Annotated in this window: 10 protein-coding genes; 7 read left to right on the top strand and 3 right to left on the bottom strand. The window is 64.3% G+C overall.

From position 1 onward, the window contains the following. Window positions 1-76: 76 nt before the first annotated feature. Both KY465_RS16815 and KY465_RS16810 read right to left on the bottom strand, forming a co-directional pair. A complete protein-coding gene (locus KY465_RS16815) occupies window positions 77-2,539 on the bottom strand; it encodes a penicillin-binding protein 1A (protein WP_219203238.1) in 2,463 nt (820 codons plus the stop codon). A 386-nt stretch (window positions 2,540-2,925) separates the two neighbouring features. Next, complete coding sequence (locus KY465_RS16810) at window positions 2,926-4,167, bottom strand: N-acetylmuramoyl-L-alanine amidase (protein ID WP_219203237.1); 1,242 nt, start codon at window positions 4,165-4,167, stop codon at window positions 2,926-2,928. Between the two features lie 814 nt (window positions 4,168-4,981). Between KY465_RS16810 and KY465_RS16805 the strand changes: the two genes are divergently transcribed. Then, window positions 4,982-8,173: an Rne/Rng family ribonuclease gene (locus tag KY465_RS16805; RefSeq protein WP_219203236.1), complete on the top strand. Its 3,192-nt coding sequence runs from the start codon at window positions 4,982-4,984 to the stop codon at window positions 8,171-8,173. A gap of 104 nt (window positions 8,174-8,277) precedes the next feature. Here KY465_RS16805 and KY465_RS16800 read toward each other — a convergent pair whose 3' ends face one another. Next, window positions 8,278-9,444, bottom strand: a complete 1,167-nt coding sequence (locus KY465_RS16800) for a pyridoxal phosphate-dependent aminotransferase (protein WP_219203235.1) — start codon at window positions 9,442-9,444, stop codon at window positions 8,278-8,280. 189 nt (window positions 9,445-9,633) lie between these two features. Here KY465_RS16800 and KY465_RS16795 point away from each other — a divergent pair, with 189 nt between their 5' ends. The 6 genes from KY465_RS16795 to KY465_RS16770 all read left to right on the top strand — a co-directional run bounded on the left by KY465_RS16795 (window position 9,634) and on the right by KY465_RS16770 (window position 16,750). After that, complete coding sequence (locus KY465_RS16795) at window positions 9,634-11,034, top strand: M48 family metalloprotease (RefSeq protein WP_219203234.1); 1,401 nt, start codon at window positions 9,634-9,636, stop codon at window positions 11,032-11,034. 87 nt (window positions 11,035-11,121) lie between these two features. Next, window positions 11,122-11,880: a DsbA family protein gene (locus tag KY465_RS16790; protein WP_219203233.1), complete on the top strand. Its 759-nt coding sequence runs from the start codon at window positions 11,122-11,124 to the stop codon at window positions 11,878-11,880. A 269-nt stretch (window positions 11,881-12,149) separates the two neighbouring features. Next, window positions 12,150-12,623, top strand: a complete 474-nt coding sequence (gene accB, locus KY465_RS16785; protein WP_219203232.1) for an acetyl-CoA carboxylase biotin carboxyl carrier protein — start codon at window positions 12,150-12,152, stop codon at window positions 12,621-12,623. A 12-nt stretch (window positions 12,624-12,635) separates the two neighbouring features. After that, window positions 12,636-13,988 carry an acetyl-CoA carboxylase biotin carboxylase subunit gene (gene accC / locus KY465_RS16780; protein ID WP_219203231.1) on the top strand — a complete coding sequence of 451 codons (1,353 nt, stop codon included), beginning with the start codon at window positions 12,636-12,638 and terminating at the stop codon, window positions 13,986-13,988. Window positions 13,989-14,008: 20 nt separating this feature from the next. Continuing rightward, on the top strand, window positions 14,009-14,626 hold the full coding sequence (gene aat / locus KY465_RS16775) for a leucyl/phenylalanyl-tRNA--protein transferase (protein ID WP_219203230.1): 618 nt from the start codon (window positions 14,009-14,011) through the stop codon (window positions 14,624-14,626). A gap of 129 nt (window positions 14,627-14,755) precedes the next feature. Continuing rightward, on the top strand, window positions 14,756-16,750 hold the full coding sequence (locus tag KY465_RS16770) for an OmpA family protein (RefSeq protein WP_255561764.1): 1,995 nt from the start codon (window positions 14,756-14,758) through the stop codon (window positions 16,748-16,750). Window positions 16,751-16,830: the final 80 nt, after the last annotated feature.

Raw genomic sequence — 16,830 nt, 5'->3', positions numbered from 1 at the left:
GGCCCGGACCATAAGGGCCGAGCCGCAGCTTGTAAACCGCTGTCGCAAAGGCGCGATTCGCCCGCGGTTCGACGTGTCAGTACAGACCGCCGGCACCGGAACTGACAGCCTGGCTGGCCTGCGGCGAGACTTCGGTGATGGCCTCGCCGGTCGCCACCTGGTCCATGCCGATTACCGAATAGAAATCGGACGGGCCGGTGCCGGGCTTGAAGGCTTCCATGATCGTTCCATCCGCACCCTGCGGCGCTTCCATGCCGGTCTTGCGATTGATGGCAATCAGCTTCATGCCCTCGGGCACGCGGAAATCGCTGGGGCGCGTGCCCTCGACAGCCGCCTGCATGAATTCGTTGAACACCGGGGCGGCCAGCGCGCCGCCCGTGGCGCCCCGCCCCATCGGCGTCGGCGTGTCATAGCCGATGAAGACAGCCGTGACGAGGTTGGGCGTGTAGCCTACGAACCAGGCGTCCTTCTCGTCATTGGTGGTACCGGTCTTGCCGGCCGTCGGGCGGTCGAGCGTAACCTTGCCGGCGGCGGTGCCGCGCTGGACGACACCCTCCATCATCGAGGTGATCTGGTAGGAGGTCATCGGGTCGAGAACCTGTTCGCGCTCATCGATCACCTCGGGCTCCGGCTGGTTCAGCCAGGCAGTGGCAACGCAGGCATCACAGCGGCGCTCCTCGTGCCGGAAGATGGTCTTGCCGTAGCGGTCCTGGATGCGGTCGACGAGCGACGGCCGGATCTGCTTGCCGCCATTGGCGAGCACCGAATAGGCCGAGACCATGCGCATGACCGTGGTTTCGCCAGAGCCGAGCGACATGGCGAGCACCGGCAGCATGTCGTCATAGACGCCGAAACGCTCGGAATATTCGGCCACCAGATTCATGCCCATATCCTTGGCCAGACGCACGGTCATCAGGTTGCGCGAGCGTTCGATGCCAAGCCGCAAGGTGGAGGGTCCGGCCGAGCCGCCGCCATAGTTTTTCGGGCGCCAGACCTCACCGCCGGAGACGATCTCGATGGGGGCGTCGAGAATGACCGAGGCCGGCGTGTAGCCATTGTCGAGGGCCGCGGCATAGACGAAGGGCTTGAATGCGGAGCCCGGCTGGCGCATCGCCTGGGTGGCGCGGTTGAATTCCGACTGGGCGAAGGAAAATCCACCGACCATCGCCAGAACGCGTCCGGTATGCGGGTCCATGGCCACCAGGGCGCCCTGCACCTCCGGCGGCTGGCGCAGCCGCCAACGCGGCGTGCCCTCGTCGTCCTTGCGCTGTTCGACATAAATGACATCGCCGGGCGAAAGCACCTGGTCCGGTGTTTTGACCGTCTTGCGCTCGTCGCCAATGTTCAGGCGGAAGGCCCACTGCATGTCCGCTGGGCGGATGACGGCGGTCTGGCGCTCCTCGCCGGTGGCCCCTGACACCTGCGCCTCGGGGCGCAAGCCGATCTGCACTTCCTCGGCATCGGCCGACAGCACGACGGCCAGTTTCCACTCGGGCACGTCGCGAAGCGGATCGATCTCGCCGATTGCCGCGCCCCAGTCGCCGGCAACATCGATGGTCGCCACCGGGCCGCGGAATCCACGGCGCTCGTCGAAATTGATCAGACCCTTTTGCAAGGATTTGCGGGCCAGGCGCTGCAATTCGGGATCGAGCGTCGTGCGCACCGAAAGACCGCCTTCGTAAAGCGCTGTCTTGCCGTAGCGGTCCAGCAATTCGCGGCGCACTTCCTCAGCGAAATATTCCGAGGCAAACAGGTAGGAGCCGGTGCGCCGCGGCGTGACGCCGAGCGGCTGCGCCTTGGCCTCCTCGGCCTCGGCGGGCGTGACATAGCCATTGTCGACCATCCGGTCGATGACCCAGTTGCGGCGCTCGACGGCGCGTTCGGTGTTGCGGAACGGATGATAATTGGATGGCGCTTTCGGCAGGGCCGCGAGATAGGCCGTCTCGGCGATCGTCAGTTCATTGACCGACTTGTTGAAATAGGTCAGCGCGGCGCCGGCGATGCCGTAGGAATTCAGGCCGAAGAAAATCTCGTTGAGATACAATTCGAGAATACGGTCTTTCGAATAGGCCTGCTCGATACGGAACGACAGGATGGCTTCGCGCGCCTTGCGCGAGATGGTCTGGTCGGAAGACAGCAGAAAGTTCTTGGCCACCTGCTGGGTGATCGTCGAAGCCCCGACCGGGCGCCGGCCCGAGCCGATATTCTGCACATTGGTGACGATGGCGCGCGCCAGACCGACCGGATCGACGCCGGGATGGGTATAGAAATTCTTGTCTTCGGCGGAAATGAAGGCGGCCTTGACGCGGTCAGGAATGGCCTGGATCGGCAGATAAAGGCGGCGCTGGGCGGCATATTCCGCCATCAGTTGCCCGTCGGAGGCATGCACGCGCGTCGTCACGGGCGGCTCGTAGCTGTTGAGCACCTCGTAATCGGGCAGATCGCGGGTGATGCTGCCCACATACCAGGCGACTGCGCCCGCGGCGATCAGGAGGAGCACCGTGCCGATGCCGAAGAAGTAGCCAATCAATCGAATCATGCGTTCACTTGTCACTTGCTGTTGGGTCGAACCGGCCCAGGGCCGCCTGCCCTGACCGGAACCGCGTCCGCCTGCCCCTCGCGCCAGGGCGGGGCATTGCGAGCGGCGGCATTCCGGGCGTCTGCGATCTGGTCTTCGTTGTTTCCGTCCGTTTCAGGTTCATCATCTGTTCAGCGGCCACAGCCGTGAGCGATCCTGCGGACACCACCCTGCGGCCTGCCCGCGTCCACTTCACCCGCTTAGCCCCAGCAATGTGCACAAAATAGGGCCATCGCCGTCGGGCCGGCAAAGCAGCGTGACATTGTCATCACGATGTTGCGCATCTGCCACGCCATGTTCTAGCACGCATCGGCCCTTTTCCCACGCCAAAATATGTGCCGGCCCGATTATTCACCGGCTGCCAATATGGTATCGCGATACTGCGCAATGGATGCCGCCAGCAGCTCGGCCGCCTTGCGCCGCCATGCCGCGTCGGTCAGCAGTTTCTCGTCCTCGGGATTGGACAGATATCCCAGCTCGATCAGCGCCGAAGGCAGGTCCGGCGACTGCAGAACGCGAAAACCGGCCTGGCGGTGCGGGTTGTTGATCAGCCGCACCTGTCCCTCGAAGGAGGCGACGATCTCGCTGGCAAGTCCGGTCGAGAGAACGCGGGTTTCATTGCGCGCCATGTCGACAAGGATGCCTGCCACCGAGTCGGGCGCATGTTCGATCTCGGCGCCGATCATGGCGACGGCCTCGTCCTCCTGCTCCAGAAGTGCGGCGGCAACGGCGTCGGAAGCGCGGTCGGACAGCGTGTAGACCGTCGCCCCGCGCAGCCGCCGCAGGCGGATCGAATCGGCATGGATCGACAACAGCAGATCCGCCTCGGCCTGATGAGCGGCGCGCAGGCGGCCCGAAAGCGAGAGGAAACTGTCGTCGCTGCGGGTGAGAACGGTGCGAATGTTGTCGAGATCGTTCAGCGCGTCGCGCAGCGCCCTGGCAAACGCCAGTGTGACATCCTTCTCCTGGGTGCCCTGAACCCCTTCGGCGCCACCGTCAATACCGCCATGGCCGGGGTCGATGACGATCACCATCTCGGTTCCGACCGAGGGCGCCGACCGGTCCTCCGACAGATCGGCCAGCCAGTCCGCCTCATCGACAAGAGCCGAAAAGGCGGCCTGATCAGCCACCACGGCATCCAGCACGAGGCGATGGCCACCGCCGCCTTCGAGCGGCTCGATGGCGGCTTTTTCAAGCCGGGCGGGTCCGGCCAGTTCCAGCACCAGACGCGCCTTGTCGGGGCCGGCATCGCCAAAGCGCAAGGTCCGGACCAGGCCGCGCTCCTTCAGGCCGGCGCGATCGAAGGCAAATATGCTCGGCGACAGCTCGACAACGATGCGCGCCGGAGAATCGAGATAGCGCACCTTGAATGTCGGCGGGGTTTCAAAGTCGATCAGGAGGCGTGCGCGCTCTGCATCGGCCACCAGCCGGGCTGCAAAGGCGAGCGCGCCATCGATCCGCTCGGCCGCGGCGCGGCCATTGTTTTCCTGAGACGCGGCGCCGGCGACAAAGGCACTGAGCCAAAGGGCACAGGTCAGCGCCGCAAACGCGCCAAAGGCGCCGCTCGCCCGCCTCACCGCACCCGCCATTTCACCGTCCCGCCGTACATTCAGTTCCCCGTAGCTTGCCGTTCGCGCTTCGTGCCTTCGAAGCCGCCGGACCGGATTGTCGTCCGCTCCAACCGCATGTGAAACGCGGGCATGGCCCTGTTTGAAGATTCGCTATGGCATGATTATGTTAATCTCGTCTTTACCATGCACGCGCTCAAGCGGCATGCTTGCGCTGGCGGGTGACGCTTTGCGGCGCTCTCTGGAGCGAGATGTATTACCGCTTGCAAGACGACACGTCACACCATAAAAGCGGTAATTGGAGGCAGAGTTTGACGGGCCAGGCCCGCCCACCTCGACCGCCGACACCGGCCGGATTTTTCCGGTGGTGAAGGCGCCGACAAGCGGACCGGCCGACGTCCAGATGCTTTCGCCTCCCGATCGACGGAGGTCGTTTGCGCCCCAGGCCGAACAACTTCCCGAGCGGTGTAATTTTCGGTTCGTGCACAGCGATGTTCGCCGGTGCCCGGACATGAGTTCAACGGTTTTTGGCAGCATCGCAGCTGTCACTTTCCCAAGGCGGCGCACTGCCGCACCCCAGAAATGGGTTTCATCGGTCCGCAAGGACTGCAATTACAGGTATATCCGGCCGGCACTTCATGGAGCACACAAGACCTCATCAAACGCATCACAGGTTCGCGGCTGCAACGCCGCCCGCCGGGATGCACATGTTGTCTGCAGCTCCGTCCGGCCCGATCCCCTCATTATCCGCCACATCCGGAACGTTGCCTCCACGGCGCGCCTTGCGCGTCCTTGCCGGGGCCGGTCCGCAGCTGTGGCGAGGAGCTAACAGTCAATGTCAGAGAAAATGCTTATCGACGCCTCCCATCCCGAGGAGACTCGCGTCGTTGTCGTGCGTGGAAATCGGATAGAGGAATTCGACTTCGAATCGCAGCACAAGAAACAGCTGCGCGGCAATATCTATCTCGCCAAGGTGACACGGGTCGAACCGTCGCTGCAGGCCGCCTTCGTGGATTATGGCGGCAACCGCCACGGCTTCCTCGCCTTCTCGGAAATTCATCCGGATTACTACCAGATCCCGCTCGCGGACCGTCAGGCCCTGCTTGAGGCCGAAGCGCAGGATGCCGCCGCAGAAGCGGATGCCGACGACGAGGAGGCGGAAAAAAAGCCGGCCAAGAAGTCGGCGCGCCGCAGCCGCAAGTCGGACAAGTCGGACCATTCCGATAAATCTGAGGCTGCTGAGGACGGCGAGACCTCTGAAGACGGCGAGACGACAGAAAAGCCGACGCGCTCAAAGCGCGCCGCCCGCAAGAGCGCTGGCGCCAATGACGACAAGGACGCCGGCGACGAGAGCGAAGGCCGTCCGCGCCGGGCGCGCCGCAGCCGCAAGAAGAAGGATGCGGAAGACAGCCCGCAGACCGACGCCGCCGCGAGCGGCGCGGACAATGACGCGGGCAAGGATGACGCGGGTCAGAACGACGCCGGCAAGAATGATGCGGGCGATGATGATGCCGGCAAGAATGACGGGGGCCCGGATGTCATCGCAGCTGCGATCGACGCCGACGAAATCTCCGAGCCGGTCGAAAGCATGACCGGACGGGGCGATGCCTCTTCCGATACGGAGAATGGCGACGACGACACGGATGATGACAACGGAACGGACAAGGTCGATGCGGTCGGCTCCGAGGACGCGCTCGAGGAACTGCCGGAGCGGGCCCGCCGCAAGCCGCGCAAACAGTACCGCATCCAGGAAGTCATCAAGCGGCGGCAGATCCTGCTGGTGCAGGTCGTCAAGGAAGAACGCGGCAACAAGGGTGCGGCGCTGACCACCTATCTTTCGCTCGCCGGGCGCTATTCGGTGCTGATGCCGAACACCGCGCGCGGCGGCGGCATTTCACGCAAGATCACCAATGTGACCGACCGCAAGCGGCTCAAGGAGATCGCCCGCGAGCTCGACGTGCCGCAGGGCATGGGGGTCATCCTGCGCACGGCCGGTGCATCGCGAACCCGCGTCGAGATCAAGCGGGATTTCGAGTATCTGATGCGGCTGTGGGAGAATGTGCGCAACCTGACGCTGCGCTCGACGGCGCCCTGCCTCGTTTATGAGGAAGGCAGCCTGATCAAGCGTTCGATCCGCGATCTCTACACCAAGGACATTCGCGAAGTTGTCGTCTCTGGCGAGGATGGCTATCGCGAGGCCAAGGACTTCATGAAGATGCTGATGCCGAGCCACGCCAAGGTGGTTCAGCCCTATCGCGATCTGATGCCGATCTTTGCGCGCTCGGGGATCGATGCGCAGCTGGACCGCATGGTGCAGCCGCAAGTCACACTTAAATCCGGCGGCTACATCATCATCAACCAGACCGAGGCGCTGGTGGCGATCGATGTCAATTCCGGGCGTTCGACGCGCGAGCATTCCATCGAGGACACGGCGCTGCAGACCAATCTCGAGGCCGCCGAAGAAGTGGCGCGGCAATTGCGCCTGCGCGATCTGGCCGGCCTGATCGTCATCGACTTCATCGACATGGACGAGAACCGCAACAACCGGGCGGTCGAAAAGAAGGTGAAGGACTGCCTGAAGCATGACCGGGCCCGCATCCAGGTGGGCCGCATCTCGCATTTCGGACTGCTGGAGATGTCACGCCAGCGCATTCGTGCCTCGGTGCTGGAAAGCACGATGCAGGTCTGCGCCCACTGCGCCGGCACCGGGCATGTGCGTTCGGCCTCCTCGGTCGCGCTGCACGTCCTGCGCGGCATCGAGGAGTATCTGCTCAAGCACACCACCCATCACATCACGGTGCGCACCTCCGGCGACACGGCGCTGTACATGCTCAACAACAAGCGTGACACGATCTTCGACCTGGAAAAACGCTTCGGCCTGCGCATCGCGTTTGCCTCCGATCCGGATGTTGGCAGCCAGTATTTCGCCATCGATCGCGGCGAGGCGGTCGACGAGCCGGTGACGCTCGAGCATATCCACGCCAACAGCCCCTCCTATGACGAAGCCGATGATGGCGATGCCGAGATCGATACGGTCGAGGAGGACAATGAGGGCGCCGACAACGCGCCTGAGACGAGCCGCGATCCGGCCTCGGCGGTGAATGGTCAGGACGAGGACGGCGACCAGGACGACAACCGCTCGCGCAAGCGGCGGCGGCGGCGGCGGCGTGGCCGGCGTGGCGGCGGTTCCGGCGATGGCGCCGGCGACGGCAATGGCGCGCAGGACGGCAACGGCGCGGAGCAGGAAGCCGGCCAGGCCTCCGGCGACACTGCGGAGGAGGGTTCCGGCGAGTCCTCGAACGGGGACGACGACGAGGGGCGCAGCCGCAAACGGCGGCGTGGCCGTCGTGGCGGACGCAAGAACCGCGATGACGCCAGCGTTGCTGCAGCAGATGATGATTCATCAGACGCGCAGGCGAACGAAGGCGATGCCGAGGCGTCCGCAGCGGATGCAGCGGCCTCCAACGAGGATCCGGCATCTGCGGCTGCAGCCGCAGATGCCGGATCCGGCCCGGACACCACTTCGGAGGCCGTGTCCGAGGAGGCGCCGGCCAAGCCGAAGCGGCCGCGCCGCCGGCGCAAGTCGGATGACGAGACCAGTGCGGCGCCGTCTGATGAGGCACCGACCAATGAGGCGCAGAATGCCGGCGATGACGCAGACAAGCTCGATCTTGCGGCGGCAGCCACGGCCCCTGTCGTCGAGGAGCCTGCGGACAATGACGGCAAGAAAGCGGCGCCGCGCGACAGCCTGAAGGGTGAAGTGGCTGCTGAAACCGCAGAAGCGACCGATGCGGCGGCGCCCGCGCAAGGCGAAGACAGCGGCCGTGCCGACAGTGCGGATGAGGCGACCGGTGACGACAACGGCAAGCGTGATCGTCGCGCCCAGACCGATCTCGCCGCGATTGCCTCGGCGCCGGTGGTCACTTCCAGCAAGGCGGCAGAGGAAGACAAAACGGACGATGACGCCGAAACGGGCAAGTCGAAGCCGAAAAAGGGCGGCTGGTGGCAGCGCCGCGGCTTTCTCTAGCCGCTGCCCGCATCAGCGGGCTCTGACAGCAGCCTGAAGACAACAGAACCGGCGGATCATGTCCGCCGGTTTTTGCGTCCGCAATAGGTCTTGTACTCCGGGTCTCAGACGCGGCGCGTCGGCAGCCAGGCCTGCATGCGGTCCAGCGCCTGCTGCATGTCATTATGGTCGCCGGCATAGGAAAAGCGCAGCAGGCGGTGGCCATCGATGAGATCGAAATCGAGGCCGGGCGTTGCCGCGACATGGATCGATTGCAGCATCTCGCGCGCGAATGCCATCGAATCATTGGTGTGGCGCGAGACGTCGCAAAGGGCGTAGAAGGCGCCGTCCATCGGCGAGGCGAGCGGCAGGCCAAGCTCCGGCAGACGCTGGGCGAACAGGTCGCGATTGCGGGCGTAGCCGGCCTTGACCGCCTCCATTTCGGCGATGCCGTCAAAGGCGGCGGTGGCGGCGATCTGCGAGAGTTCCGAGGGACAGATATAGAGGCTTTGCGCCAGACATTCGATCGGCCGGACGAGATCCTGCGGCAGGACCATCCAGCCGATGCGCCAGCCCGTCATGCAGAAATACTTGGAGAACGAATTGATGACGATGGCGCGGTCGGAGATGGCCAGTGCCGTGGTCTCTTCGCCGGAAAAGGTCAGGCCGTGATAGATCTCGTCGGAAATGAAGACGGCATCGCGCTCGGCGCACCAGTCGGCCAGCTTCTGCAATTGCGCGCGCGAGGTGACGGTTCCGGTCGGATTGGCGGGGCTGGCGACCATCACGCCATCGACGCGGATCTGGTGCTGGCGCTCATGCTCTTCGATCGCCTCGGGCGTCAGGACATAGCCTGTCTCGGCTCCGACATGGATCTCGGCGACCTTCAGACCGAGCGCCTGAAGAATGTTGCGATAGGCCGGATAGCCGGGTCGCGAAATCGCCACCGTCTCGCCCGGCCGGAAGAACTGCAGAAAGACCAGATTAAAGCCCGCCGACGAGCCGTTGGTGGCGGCAATGCGGCCCGGATCGACCTCGATGTGATGGCGCTGGCGATAGAACTCTGCGACCGCGGTGCGGAATGCCGCCGAGCCGAGTGCGTCCGTGTAGCCGATGCGGCCATCCTCAAGCGCGGCCCGGGCCGCCGCCAGCGCCGTCTGCGGCGCCGGATGCGCCGGTTGCCCGACGGCCAGCGAAATGACGTCCTTGCCGGCCCCTTTAAGACGGGTCGCCTCGGCAAGAACATCCATGGCGTGAAAGGGCGCGAGGGTCGGCCGCTTGGGCGTGATCATGCAATTCTCCGGGCATTCGGCAGGGCGCGCGACATCCGCGCCCCAATCGCCGCACAAATGCCCGATTGGCATGGCGATCACAAGGCGTGCGGCGCCATCCTCGTCAGATCAATTTCCCGCGAGGTGGCGCGGCGGCGTGGCGGGCGGCGTTTTCATTTGTTTCGGGGGCCGGTATAGGATGGCATGACCATGCGTTGCTCGACCTCATTCCTGGCAAATGCCCTGCCCGTCCGTGCGCTGGCGCGAACCCTCGTGAGTCTCCTGGCCGGGCTGGCCGTCCTTCTGGCGGACCTGCCGCAGCCGGCGCAGGCGCAAGGCCGCGTGGCGGTGGTGCGCGATGCGGAGATCGAAGGTTTGCTGGCCGACTATGCAAGGCCGATCCTGAAAGCGGCAGGCCTCGAACAACGCGGGATCGATATCGTCCTAATCAACAATCCCAGCTTCAACGCCTTCGTCGCCGGGCGGCGCATCTTCATCAACACCGGAGCAATCGAGGCGGCGGAAACGCCGAACGAGATCATCGGCGTGCTGGCGCACGAAGCGGGGCATCTGGCCGGCGGCCACCAGCAGCGGCTGCGCGAACAGCTCGCACGAACGCGCACCATGGCGATCGTCGGCAGCTTGCTTGGCGTCGGTGCGCTGGCCGCCGGGACGGTGGCCGACAGCCGCAGCGGCAAATCGGCCGGCGGTGCGCTGGCGACGGCGGCGCCGATGATGGCCAAGCGCATGCTTTTGAGCTATCGGCGTTCGGAAGAGATCAATGCCGACCAGGCGGCCGCGAAATATCTCAAGGCGACACAGCAATCGGCGCGCGGCATGCTGGCGACCTTCGAGCGCTTTTCAAGCGGTCTGGCGCTGGCCGGAGTGCGCGTCGATCCCTATCAGCAAAGCCATCCGCTGCCGCGCGAACGCATTGCCATGCTGCAGTCGCTGGCGCGCGAAAGCCCCTATTTCGACCGGGAAGATCCGGGTGGCCTGATGCAGCGTCATCAGATGGCGCGCGCCAAGATCGCCGCCTATATGGGTGGCCATCCGGCGGTGGCGCGGCTGTTCGGTCGCGGCGATGCCTCGCTCGCGGCGCGATACGGCGATGCGGTGGCCACGGATCTGGCCGGCAATTCGGCTGCGGCGTTGAAAAAGATCGATGCGCTGATCGGAGCCCAGCCGAAATCACCGTACCTGCGGGAGTTCAAGGGCGAGATCCTGCTGAAACTGCGGCGCGCGGACGAAGCGGCACAGGCCTTCGAGCAGGCGCTGCGGCTCAGCGGCGGGCGCAACGGCCTGATCCGGGCCCGCTACGGTTTCGCCCTTCTGGCCTCGGGCAAGACCGGCAACGCAACAAAGGCCATCGAGAATCTGCGGGCCGGGATCCAGGCCGAACCCGACAATTTGAATGCCTATCTGCATCTGTCGCAGGCCTATGGCCTGAAAGGCGATATCGGCAATGCCGAACTGGCGCTCGCGGAAGGGTATTTCCGCGCCGGCAACGGCCGCGAGGCAAAAGTGTTCGCGGCGCGCGCCCTGGCGAAATTGCCGAAGGGCACGCCGGCGGCGCGGCGGGCGGATGACATCTTCTCGGTCAGCCGCTAGAAGGCCGGGCATCGAAAACGGGCTGATCGCGAGGATGGCCCGCACAGCACAGACAGGCCCTTGGACGGCCGGAAGGGATGAACGGACATGTTGCACGGGTTGATCAAGACCAGCCTGCTTGCCCTGGCTCTGAGCAGCGGCTGGATGCTTGCACCGGCGGTGGCTCTCGAGGCGAGCGAGAAAAGCGAAATCGAAACGGTGATCCGGGATTACCTCTTGTCCAATCCCGAGATTCTCGAAGAGATGCAGATGGCGCTGCAAGCCAAGCAGGAAGCGGAGGCCGCCAGCCGGTCGAAGGCGGTAATCAGTGAGAACAGCAAGGCCATCTTCGACGCGCCGGGCGATGTGGTGCTTGGCAATCCGGATGGCGATGTCACGGTCGTCGAGTTCTTCGATTACAATTGCGGGTACTGCAAGGCGGCGATGGCCGACATGGACAGCATTCTCGAGGAAGACAAGAATGTCCGCTTCGTGTTGAAGGAATTTCCCATTCTCGGACCGGATTCGATGGGCGCGCACATGGTTGCGATGTCGTTCCGCGAATTGATGCCCGAAAAATACGGCGAGTTTCATCGCCAGTTGCTCGGCGGTGAGCGGGCCAATGAAGATGTGGCGGTGCACATCGCCACGGCGCTTGGCGCCGACGAAAGCGCCCTGCGCGCCGGCATGCAGGACCCGGCGATCAAGGATGACATCCGCGAGGCCTATCGATTGTCGGATGCGCTTGGGATTCGCGGCACGCCGTCTTACGTGATCGGCGACGAGACGGTGTTCGGCGCCGTCGGGGTCGAAACGCTCGAGGAGAAGATCGCCAATCTGCGCCGCTGTGACAGCACGGTTTGCTGACTTGCCGGAGGCGGGTTGCTGATTCGCCATAGGCGGGCTGCCCGCTCGCCAAATGCAGGTTTGCCTTGCGAGCGCGATGCGGTATCGAAAGAAAGGCATGTTTTGTCAGCCGGTCGGGTTGACGAGACGAAGCGGCGCATCTTAGGTCCCAATCACCCGTTTTTGGTGATCGTCTGGCCGAATCCGGTCCGTCGACCGCCGCGCCGCAACAAGCAACGCGTGGGTGCGCGCGCTCCGCGCCCCGAGGATAACAAGAAGGCAACGCCCGAATGTCTACAAAAACTCCGGCAATCGACCAGACGCTGATCCGCGATCTTGCAACCATTCTCAACGAGACCGATCTGACCGAGATCGAAGTGGAACAGGACGATCTGCGCATTCGTGTCTCGCGCGCCGGCACGCCCGTCGCGCCGCAACCGGTTCACGTTCCCGCCCCTGCCCCGGCGGCGCCACCCCCTGCCGCGACGCCCGCTTCGGGCGCGGCCGTCGACGCCAAGGCCGCAGCGAACGGCAATGCCGTGCCGGCACCGATGGTCGGCACCGCCTATCTGGCCGCTTCACCCGGCGCCAAGCCATTTGTCGAAGTCGGCCAGTCGGTCACTGAGGGCCAGACCCTGCTGATTATCGAGGCGATGAAGACGATGAACCAGATCCCCGCGCCGAAAGGCGGCAAGGTCACGGAAATTCTCGTCACCGATGGTCAGCCAGTCGAATACGGCGAACCGCTCATCATTGTCGAATAGGGCGGACCATCGATGTTTTCCAAGGTTCTCATTGCCAATCGCGGCGAAATCGCCCTCCGGGTGCTGCGCGCCTGCAAGGAACTCGGCATCCAGACCGTGGCCGTGCATTCGACAGCCGATCAGGATGCCATGCATGTGCGGCTTGCCGACGAAAGCGTCTGCATCGGGCCGCCGCCCTCGCGCGACAGCTATCTCAATATTCACCAGATCGTCGCCGCTTGCGAAATCACCAGCGCCGAAGCGGTGCATCCGGGCTATGGTTTTCTCTCCGAGAACGCCAAATTCGCCGATATCCTGGAAGCGCATGGCCTGACCTTCATCGGCCCGACGGCGGATCACATCCGCATCATGGGCGACAAGATCACCGCCAAGAAAACGGCGGAAGAACTCGGCATCCCCGTGGTTCCCGGATCGGATGGCGAGATCACCAATGACGACGACGCCCGGGCGCTGGCAGCGGAGATCGGCTTTCCGGTGATCATCAAGGCAACCGCCGGCGGTGGCGGTCGCGGCATGAAGGTCGCGCACAATGCCGACGAGCTGTCGGTGGCGCTTGCCACGGCGCGCACGGAAGCCGGTTCGGCTTTTGGCAACGAGGCGGTGTATATCGAGAAATATCTTTCGACGCCGCGGCATATCGAGGTGCAGGTGCTTGGCGACGGCGCCGGCAACGCAGTGCATCTGGGCGAGCGGGACTGCTCGCTGCAGCGGCGGCATCAGAAAGTCTGGGAAGAAGCCAATTCACCCAGCCTGAATGCCAAGCAGCGCCACGAGATCGGCGAGATCTGCGCCAATGCGATGCGCAAGCTGAAATACCGCGGCGCCGGAACCGTCGAGTTTCTCTATGAAGACGGCAACTTCTATTTCATCGAGATGAACACCCGGCTGCAGGTGGAGCATCCGGTCACCGAAGCGATCACCGGCATTGACCTCGTTCACGAGCAAATCCGCATTGCTTCGGGTGGCGGGCTTTCCGTGCGCCAGGAAGACATTCGCTTCTCGGGACATGCGATCGAATGCCGGATCAATGCCGAGGATCCGCGCAGCTTCGTGCCTTCGCCGGGAACGATCACCCACTATCATCCGCCGGGCGGGCTCGGCGTGCGCGTCGATTCCGGCGTATATCAGGGCTACAAGATCCCGCCCTATTACGACAGTCTGATCGGCAAGCTGATCGTGCACGGGCGCAACCGGGTCGAGTGCATGATGCGTTTGCGCCGCTCGCTTGATGAATTCGTGGTCGATGGCATCAACACGACCATCCCGCTGTTCCGCGATCTGCTCTCCAATCCGGATATCGCCAATGGTGATTACGATATCCATTGGCTGGAGAAATATCTTGAGGCGAAGAAAAACACGCATTGAGCTGATGCCGGAGGGGCCGGATGGCGCATGAGGACCGGCTAGACATGCGGGTCACACCGCAGCTGCTGCTGCGCGCCTATGCGTCCGGCCTGTTTCCGATGGCCGAGAATGCCGACGATCCGGATCTGTTCTGGGTCGAGCCGGAAATCCGTGGCATCATCCCTCTCGATGATTTTCACGTGCCGCGGCGTCTGGCCCGCACCATTCGCCAGAAGCCCTACGAGATCCGCGTCAACACGGCTTTCGCGGAGGTGATGCAGGGGTGCGCGGAAGCGACGCCTAACCGACCGACGACCTGGATCAACACGACGATCCGGCGGCTTTATCTGGAACTGCACGCCATGGGCCACGCGCATTCGGTGGAAGCCTGGCGCAATGGCGAGCTGGTTGGCGGCCTGTACGGCGTTTCGCTGCGCCGCGCCTTTTTTGGCGAGAGCATGTTTTCCCGCGCCACCGATTCCTCCAAGATCTGTCTGGTGCACCTCGTCGAGCAGCTGAACAGGCTCGGCTATGTGCTTCTGGACACGCAGTTCACCACGGACCATCTCAAGTCATTCGGGGCCATCGAGATGCCGCAAGCCGAATATACGGCATATCTCACCGAGGCGCTGACCGGACCGGACCTGAACTTCGGCTGAACAAAAGCGCTGTATCCCATCACACTTGTTCACCCTGATAAGCAGCAATGTGAACGCGGCATGCGTTGCGGTTGGGAACAGAGCGAGGGCGCTCGCGTTGTTATCCCGAACCTCAACGGGAGTATACCTATGTCATTTACCTCAAGGCTTCTGGCCACAACCGCGCTTGCTGCCGCGCTCGGCGGCGTGCAGGCGCATGCTTTGCCGCTGCGCCCCGCAGCGCCCTCGGGTGCGGAGCAGACCCGCACCCTGCCCCTTATCGCCGTGCAGATGAGCGTTTCTGATGCGCGTGCACGACTTGAAGCCGCAATGGCAGCCCTGACGGAAGCGCAGGCTTCCGGCGGTGACACTGCCGCTGCGAAGGAACGGGTTGCCGCCGCGCAGGCGGAACTTGATGCAGCCGTAGCTGCGGAAGCGCAGGCGGCTGCCCCGACGCCGGAAGAAGCTCCGGCCGAGCCTGCTCCGGCGGAAGAGCCCGCCGCGCCGGCCGAAGAGCCCGCACCGCAGGCCGAAGAGCCCGCCGCGCCGGCTGAAGAGCCCGCCGCACCGGCTGAAGAGCCCGCCGCGCCGGCTGAAGAGCCCGCCGCGCCGGCTGAAGAACCTGCTGCAGAAGCCGAGGCGGAAGCTGAGGCTGAGGCTGATGTGCAGACCGAAGTCGAAGCTACCGCCGGCAGTGACGCCGCTCCGGAAGCTGATGCCAACGCCAATGCCGAGGTTGAAGCGAGCGGCTCTGCGACAACCGAAGCCGAGACGGCTCCGGCCGAGCAATCCGCTCCAGCCGAAGCCGAGGGCGGCCAGGATGATGCAACGCCACCGCCGCCCGCCGACACTGGCGCCGCGCCGGCTGCGGAGACCGAGGCCCAGGCCGAGAGCGACAGCTCAGCCGAGACCAGTGGCGAGGCTGCACCGGCTCAGAGCGAGGCCCAGCAGGATGAAAACGCTGAAGCCGCTGCCCGGGCATCTGCAGAGAGCGATACCCAGGTAACGCCTGAAGCCGTGTTGCCGGTTGAAGGTGGCGCGCCTGTTCTCGACAGTGCCAAGGAAGAGCCGGCCGCTGATGCCGATGCGGATGCGCAGGCGTCAGGTGAGCAGCCGGCCGAACAAGAGGCGCAGGCCGAGGCCCAGGCTGAAGCGGCTCCGGCACCGCAGAGCGATGCCGAGGCGCAGGCAGCGATGGCCAATGAGCCGGTCGAAGCTCCCGACCCGCTGGCCGAGGAAGGCCGCCGGCTGGATGCCGATCCGGATCGCCGCCGCCGCAACCGCCCCGATGATGCCGAGGTGATCACAGAGAGCGAGAACCGGGTGGTCATCCAGTTCAACAACCAGATCATCGTGCGCGGCGACGACGACCGCCGTCTGCGGGATCGGGCTGAGGATGTGTATTACGAGGAACTTCCGCGTGGTCGCACCCGCGAGGTGATTGTCCGCCCGAATGGCGTGCAGGTAGTGACGATCTATAATCGCCACGGCGAGATCATCCAGCGGACCCGTATCATGCCGAACGGGCGTGAAATCCTCCTGGTCTACGTGCCGGAAGATGATCGTGACGGGCGCCGCCCGTGGCGTGATCCGGGCCGTGACCTGCCGCCCCTGCGTCTGACCATTCCGATCGGCGAATATGTGCTTGATGCCACGGTTGCCGAACCCGGCGATTACTACGAGTTCCTTGAGGAACCGCCGGTGGAACGGGTTGAGCGTCTGTATACGGTCGATGAAGTGAAATACTCGGCACGTATCCGCGACAAGGTGCGGCGCATCGACATGGACACGCTGACCTTCGCGACCGGCAGTGCGCAAATCCCGCGCGACCAGGTCGACGAGCTGGGCAATGTGGCCGAGGCGATGGACCGGATCCTGCAGGATAATCCGGCGGAAACCTTCCTGATCGAAGGCCATACCGACGCCGTCGGGTCGGAGGAATCCAACCTCATCCTGTCGGACGAGCGTGCCGAATCGGTAGCCATCGCCCTGACCTCGGTCTACGGCATTCCGCCGGAAAACCTGGCCACGCAGGGCTATGGCGAGCGCTATCTGAAGATCCGCACCGAGGGTCCGGAGCGGCTGAACCGCCGCGTGACCATCCGCCGGATCACGCCACTCGTGACCCCAGTCGCGTCGCGCTGATCTCAAGCGACCGATCTGAAGAAAAGGAAAGGCCCGTCGCATGCGCGGCGGGCCTTTTTTGCTGTCATGAGGAAAGTGGC

It is taken from the genome of Neohoeflea coraliihabitans (assembly GCF_019334345.1).
In the GTDB taxonomy this organism is placed as follows: Bacteria; Pseudomonadota; Alphaproteobacteria; order Rhizobiales; family Rhizobiaceae; genus Pseudohoeflea; species Pseudohoeflea coraliihabitans.
The sequence above is the reverse complement of the archived record's forward strand: the minus strand, read 5'-3'. Positions and strand labels throughout refer to the sequence as shown.

Coding starts and splice junctions, on each gene's coding strand:
- KY465_RS16810 (WP_219203237.1), bottom strand. CDS start 4,167: ATGGCGGGTGCGGTGAGGCGGGCGAGCGGCGCCTTTGGCGCGTTTGCG.
- KY465_RS16795 (WP_219203234.1), top strand. CDS start 9,634: ATGCGTTGCTCGACCTCATTCCTGGCAAATGCCCTGCCCGTCCGTGCG.
- KY465_RS16805 (WP_219203236.1), top strand. CDS start 4,982: ATGTCAGAGAAAATGCTTATCGACGCCTCCCATCCCGAGGAGACTCGC.
- KY465_RS16790 (WP_219203233.1), top strand. CDS start 11,122: ATGTTGCACGGGTTGATCAAGACCAGCCTGCTTGCCCTGGCTCTGAGC.
- KY465_RS16800 (WP_219203235.1), bottom strand. CDS start 9,444: ATGATCACGCCCAAGCGGCCGACCCTCGCGCCCTTTCACGCCATGGAT.
- aat (WP_219203230.1), top strand. CDS start 14,009: ATGGCGCATGAGGACCGGCTAGACATGCGGGTCACACCGCAGCTGCTG.
- accB (WP_219203232.1), top strand. CDS start 12,150: ATGTCTACAAAAACTCCGGCAATCGACCAGACGCTGATCCGCGATCTT.
- KY465_RS16815 (WP_219203238.1), bottom strand. CDS start 2,539: ATGATTCGATTGATTGGCTACTTCTTCGGCATCGGCACGGTGCTCCTC.
- KY465_RS16770 (WP_255561764.1), top strand. CDS start 14,756: ATGTCATTTACCTCAAGGCTTCTGGCCACAACCGCGCTTGCTGCCGCG.
- accC (WP_219203231.1), top strand. CDS start 12,636: ATGTTTTCCAAGGTTCTCATTGCCAATCGCGGCGAAATCGCCCTCCGG.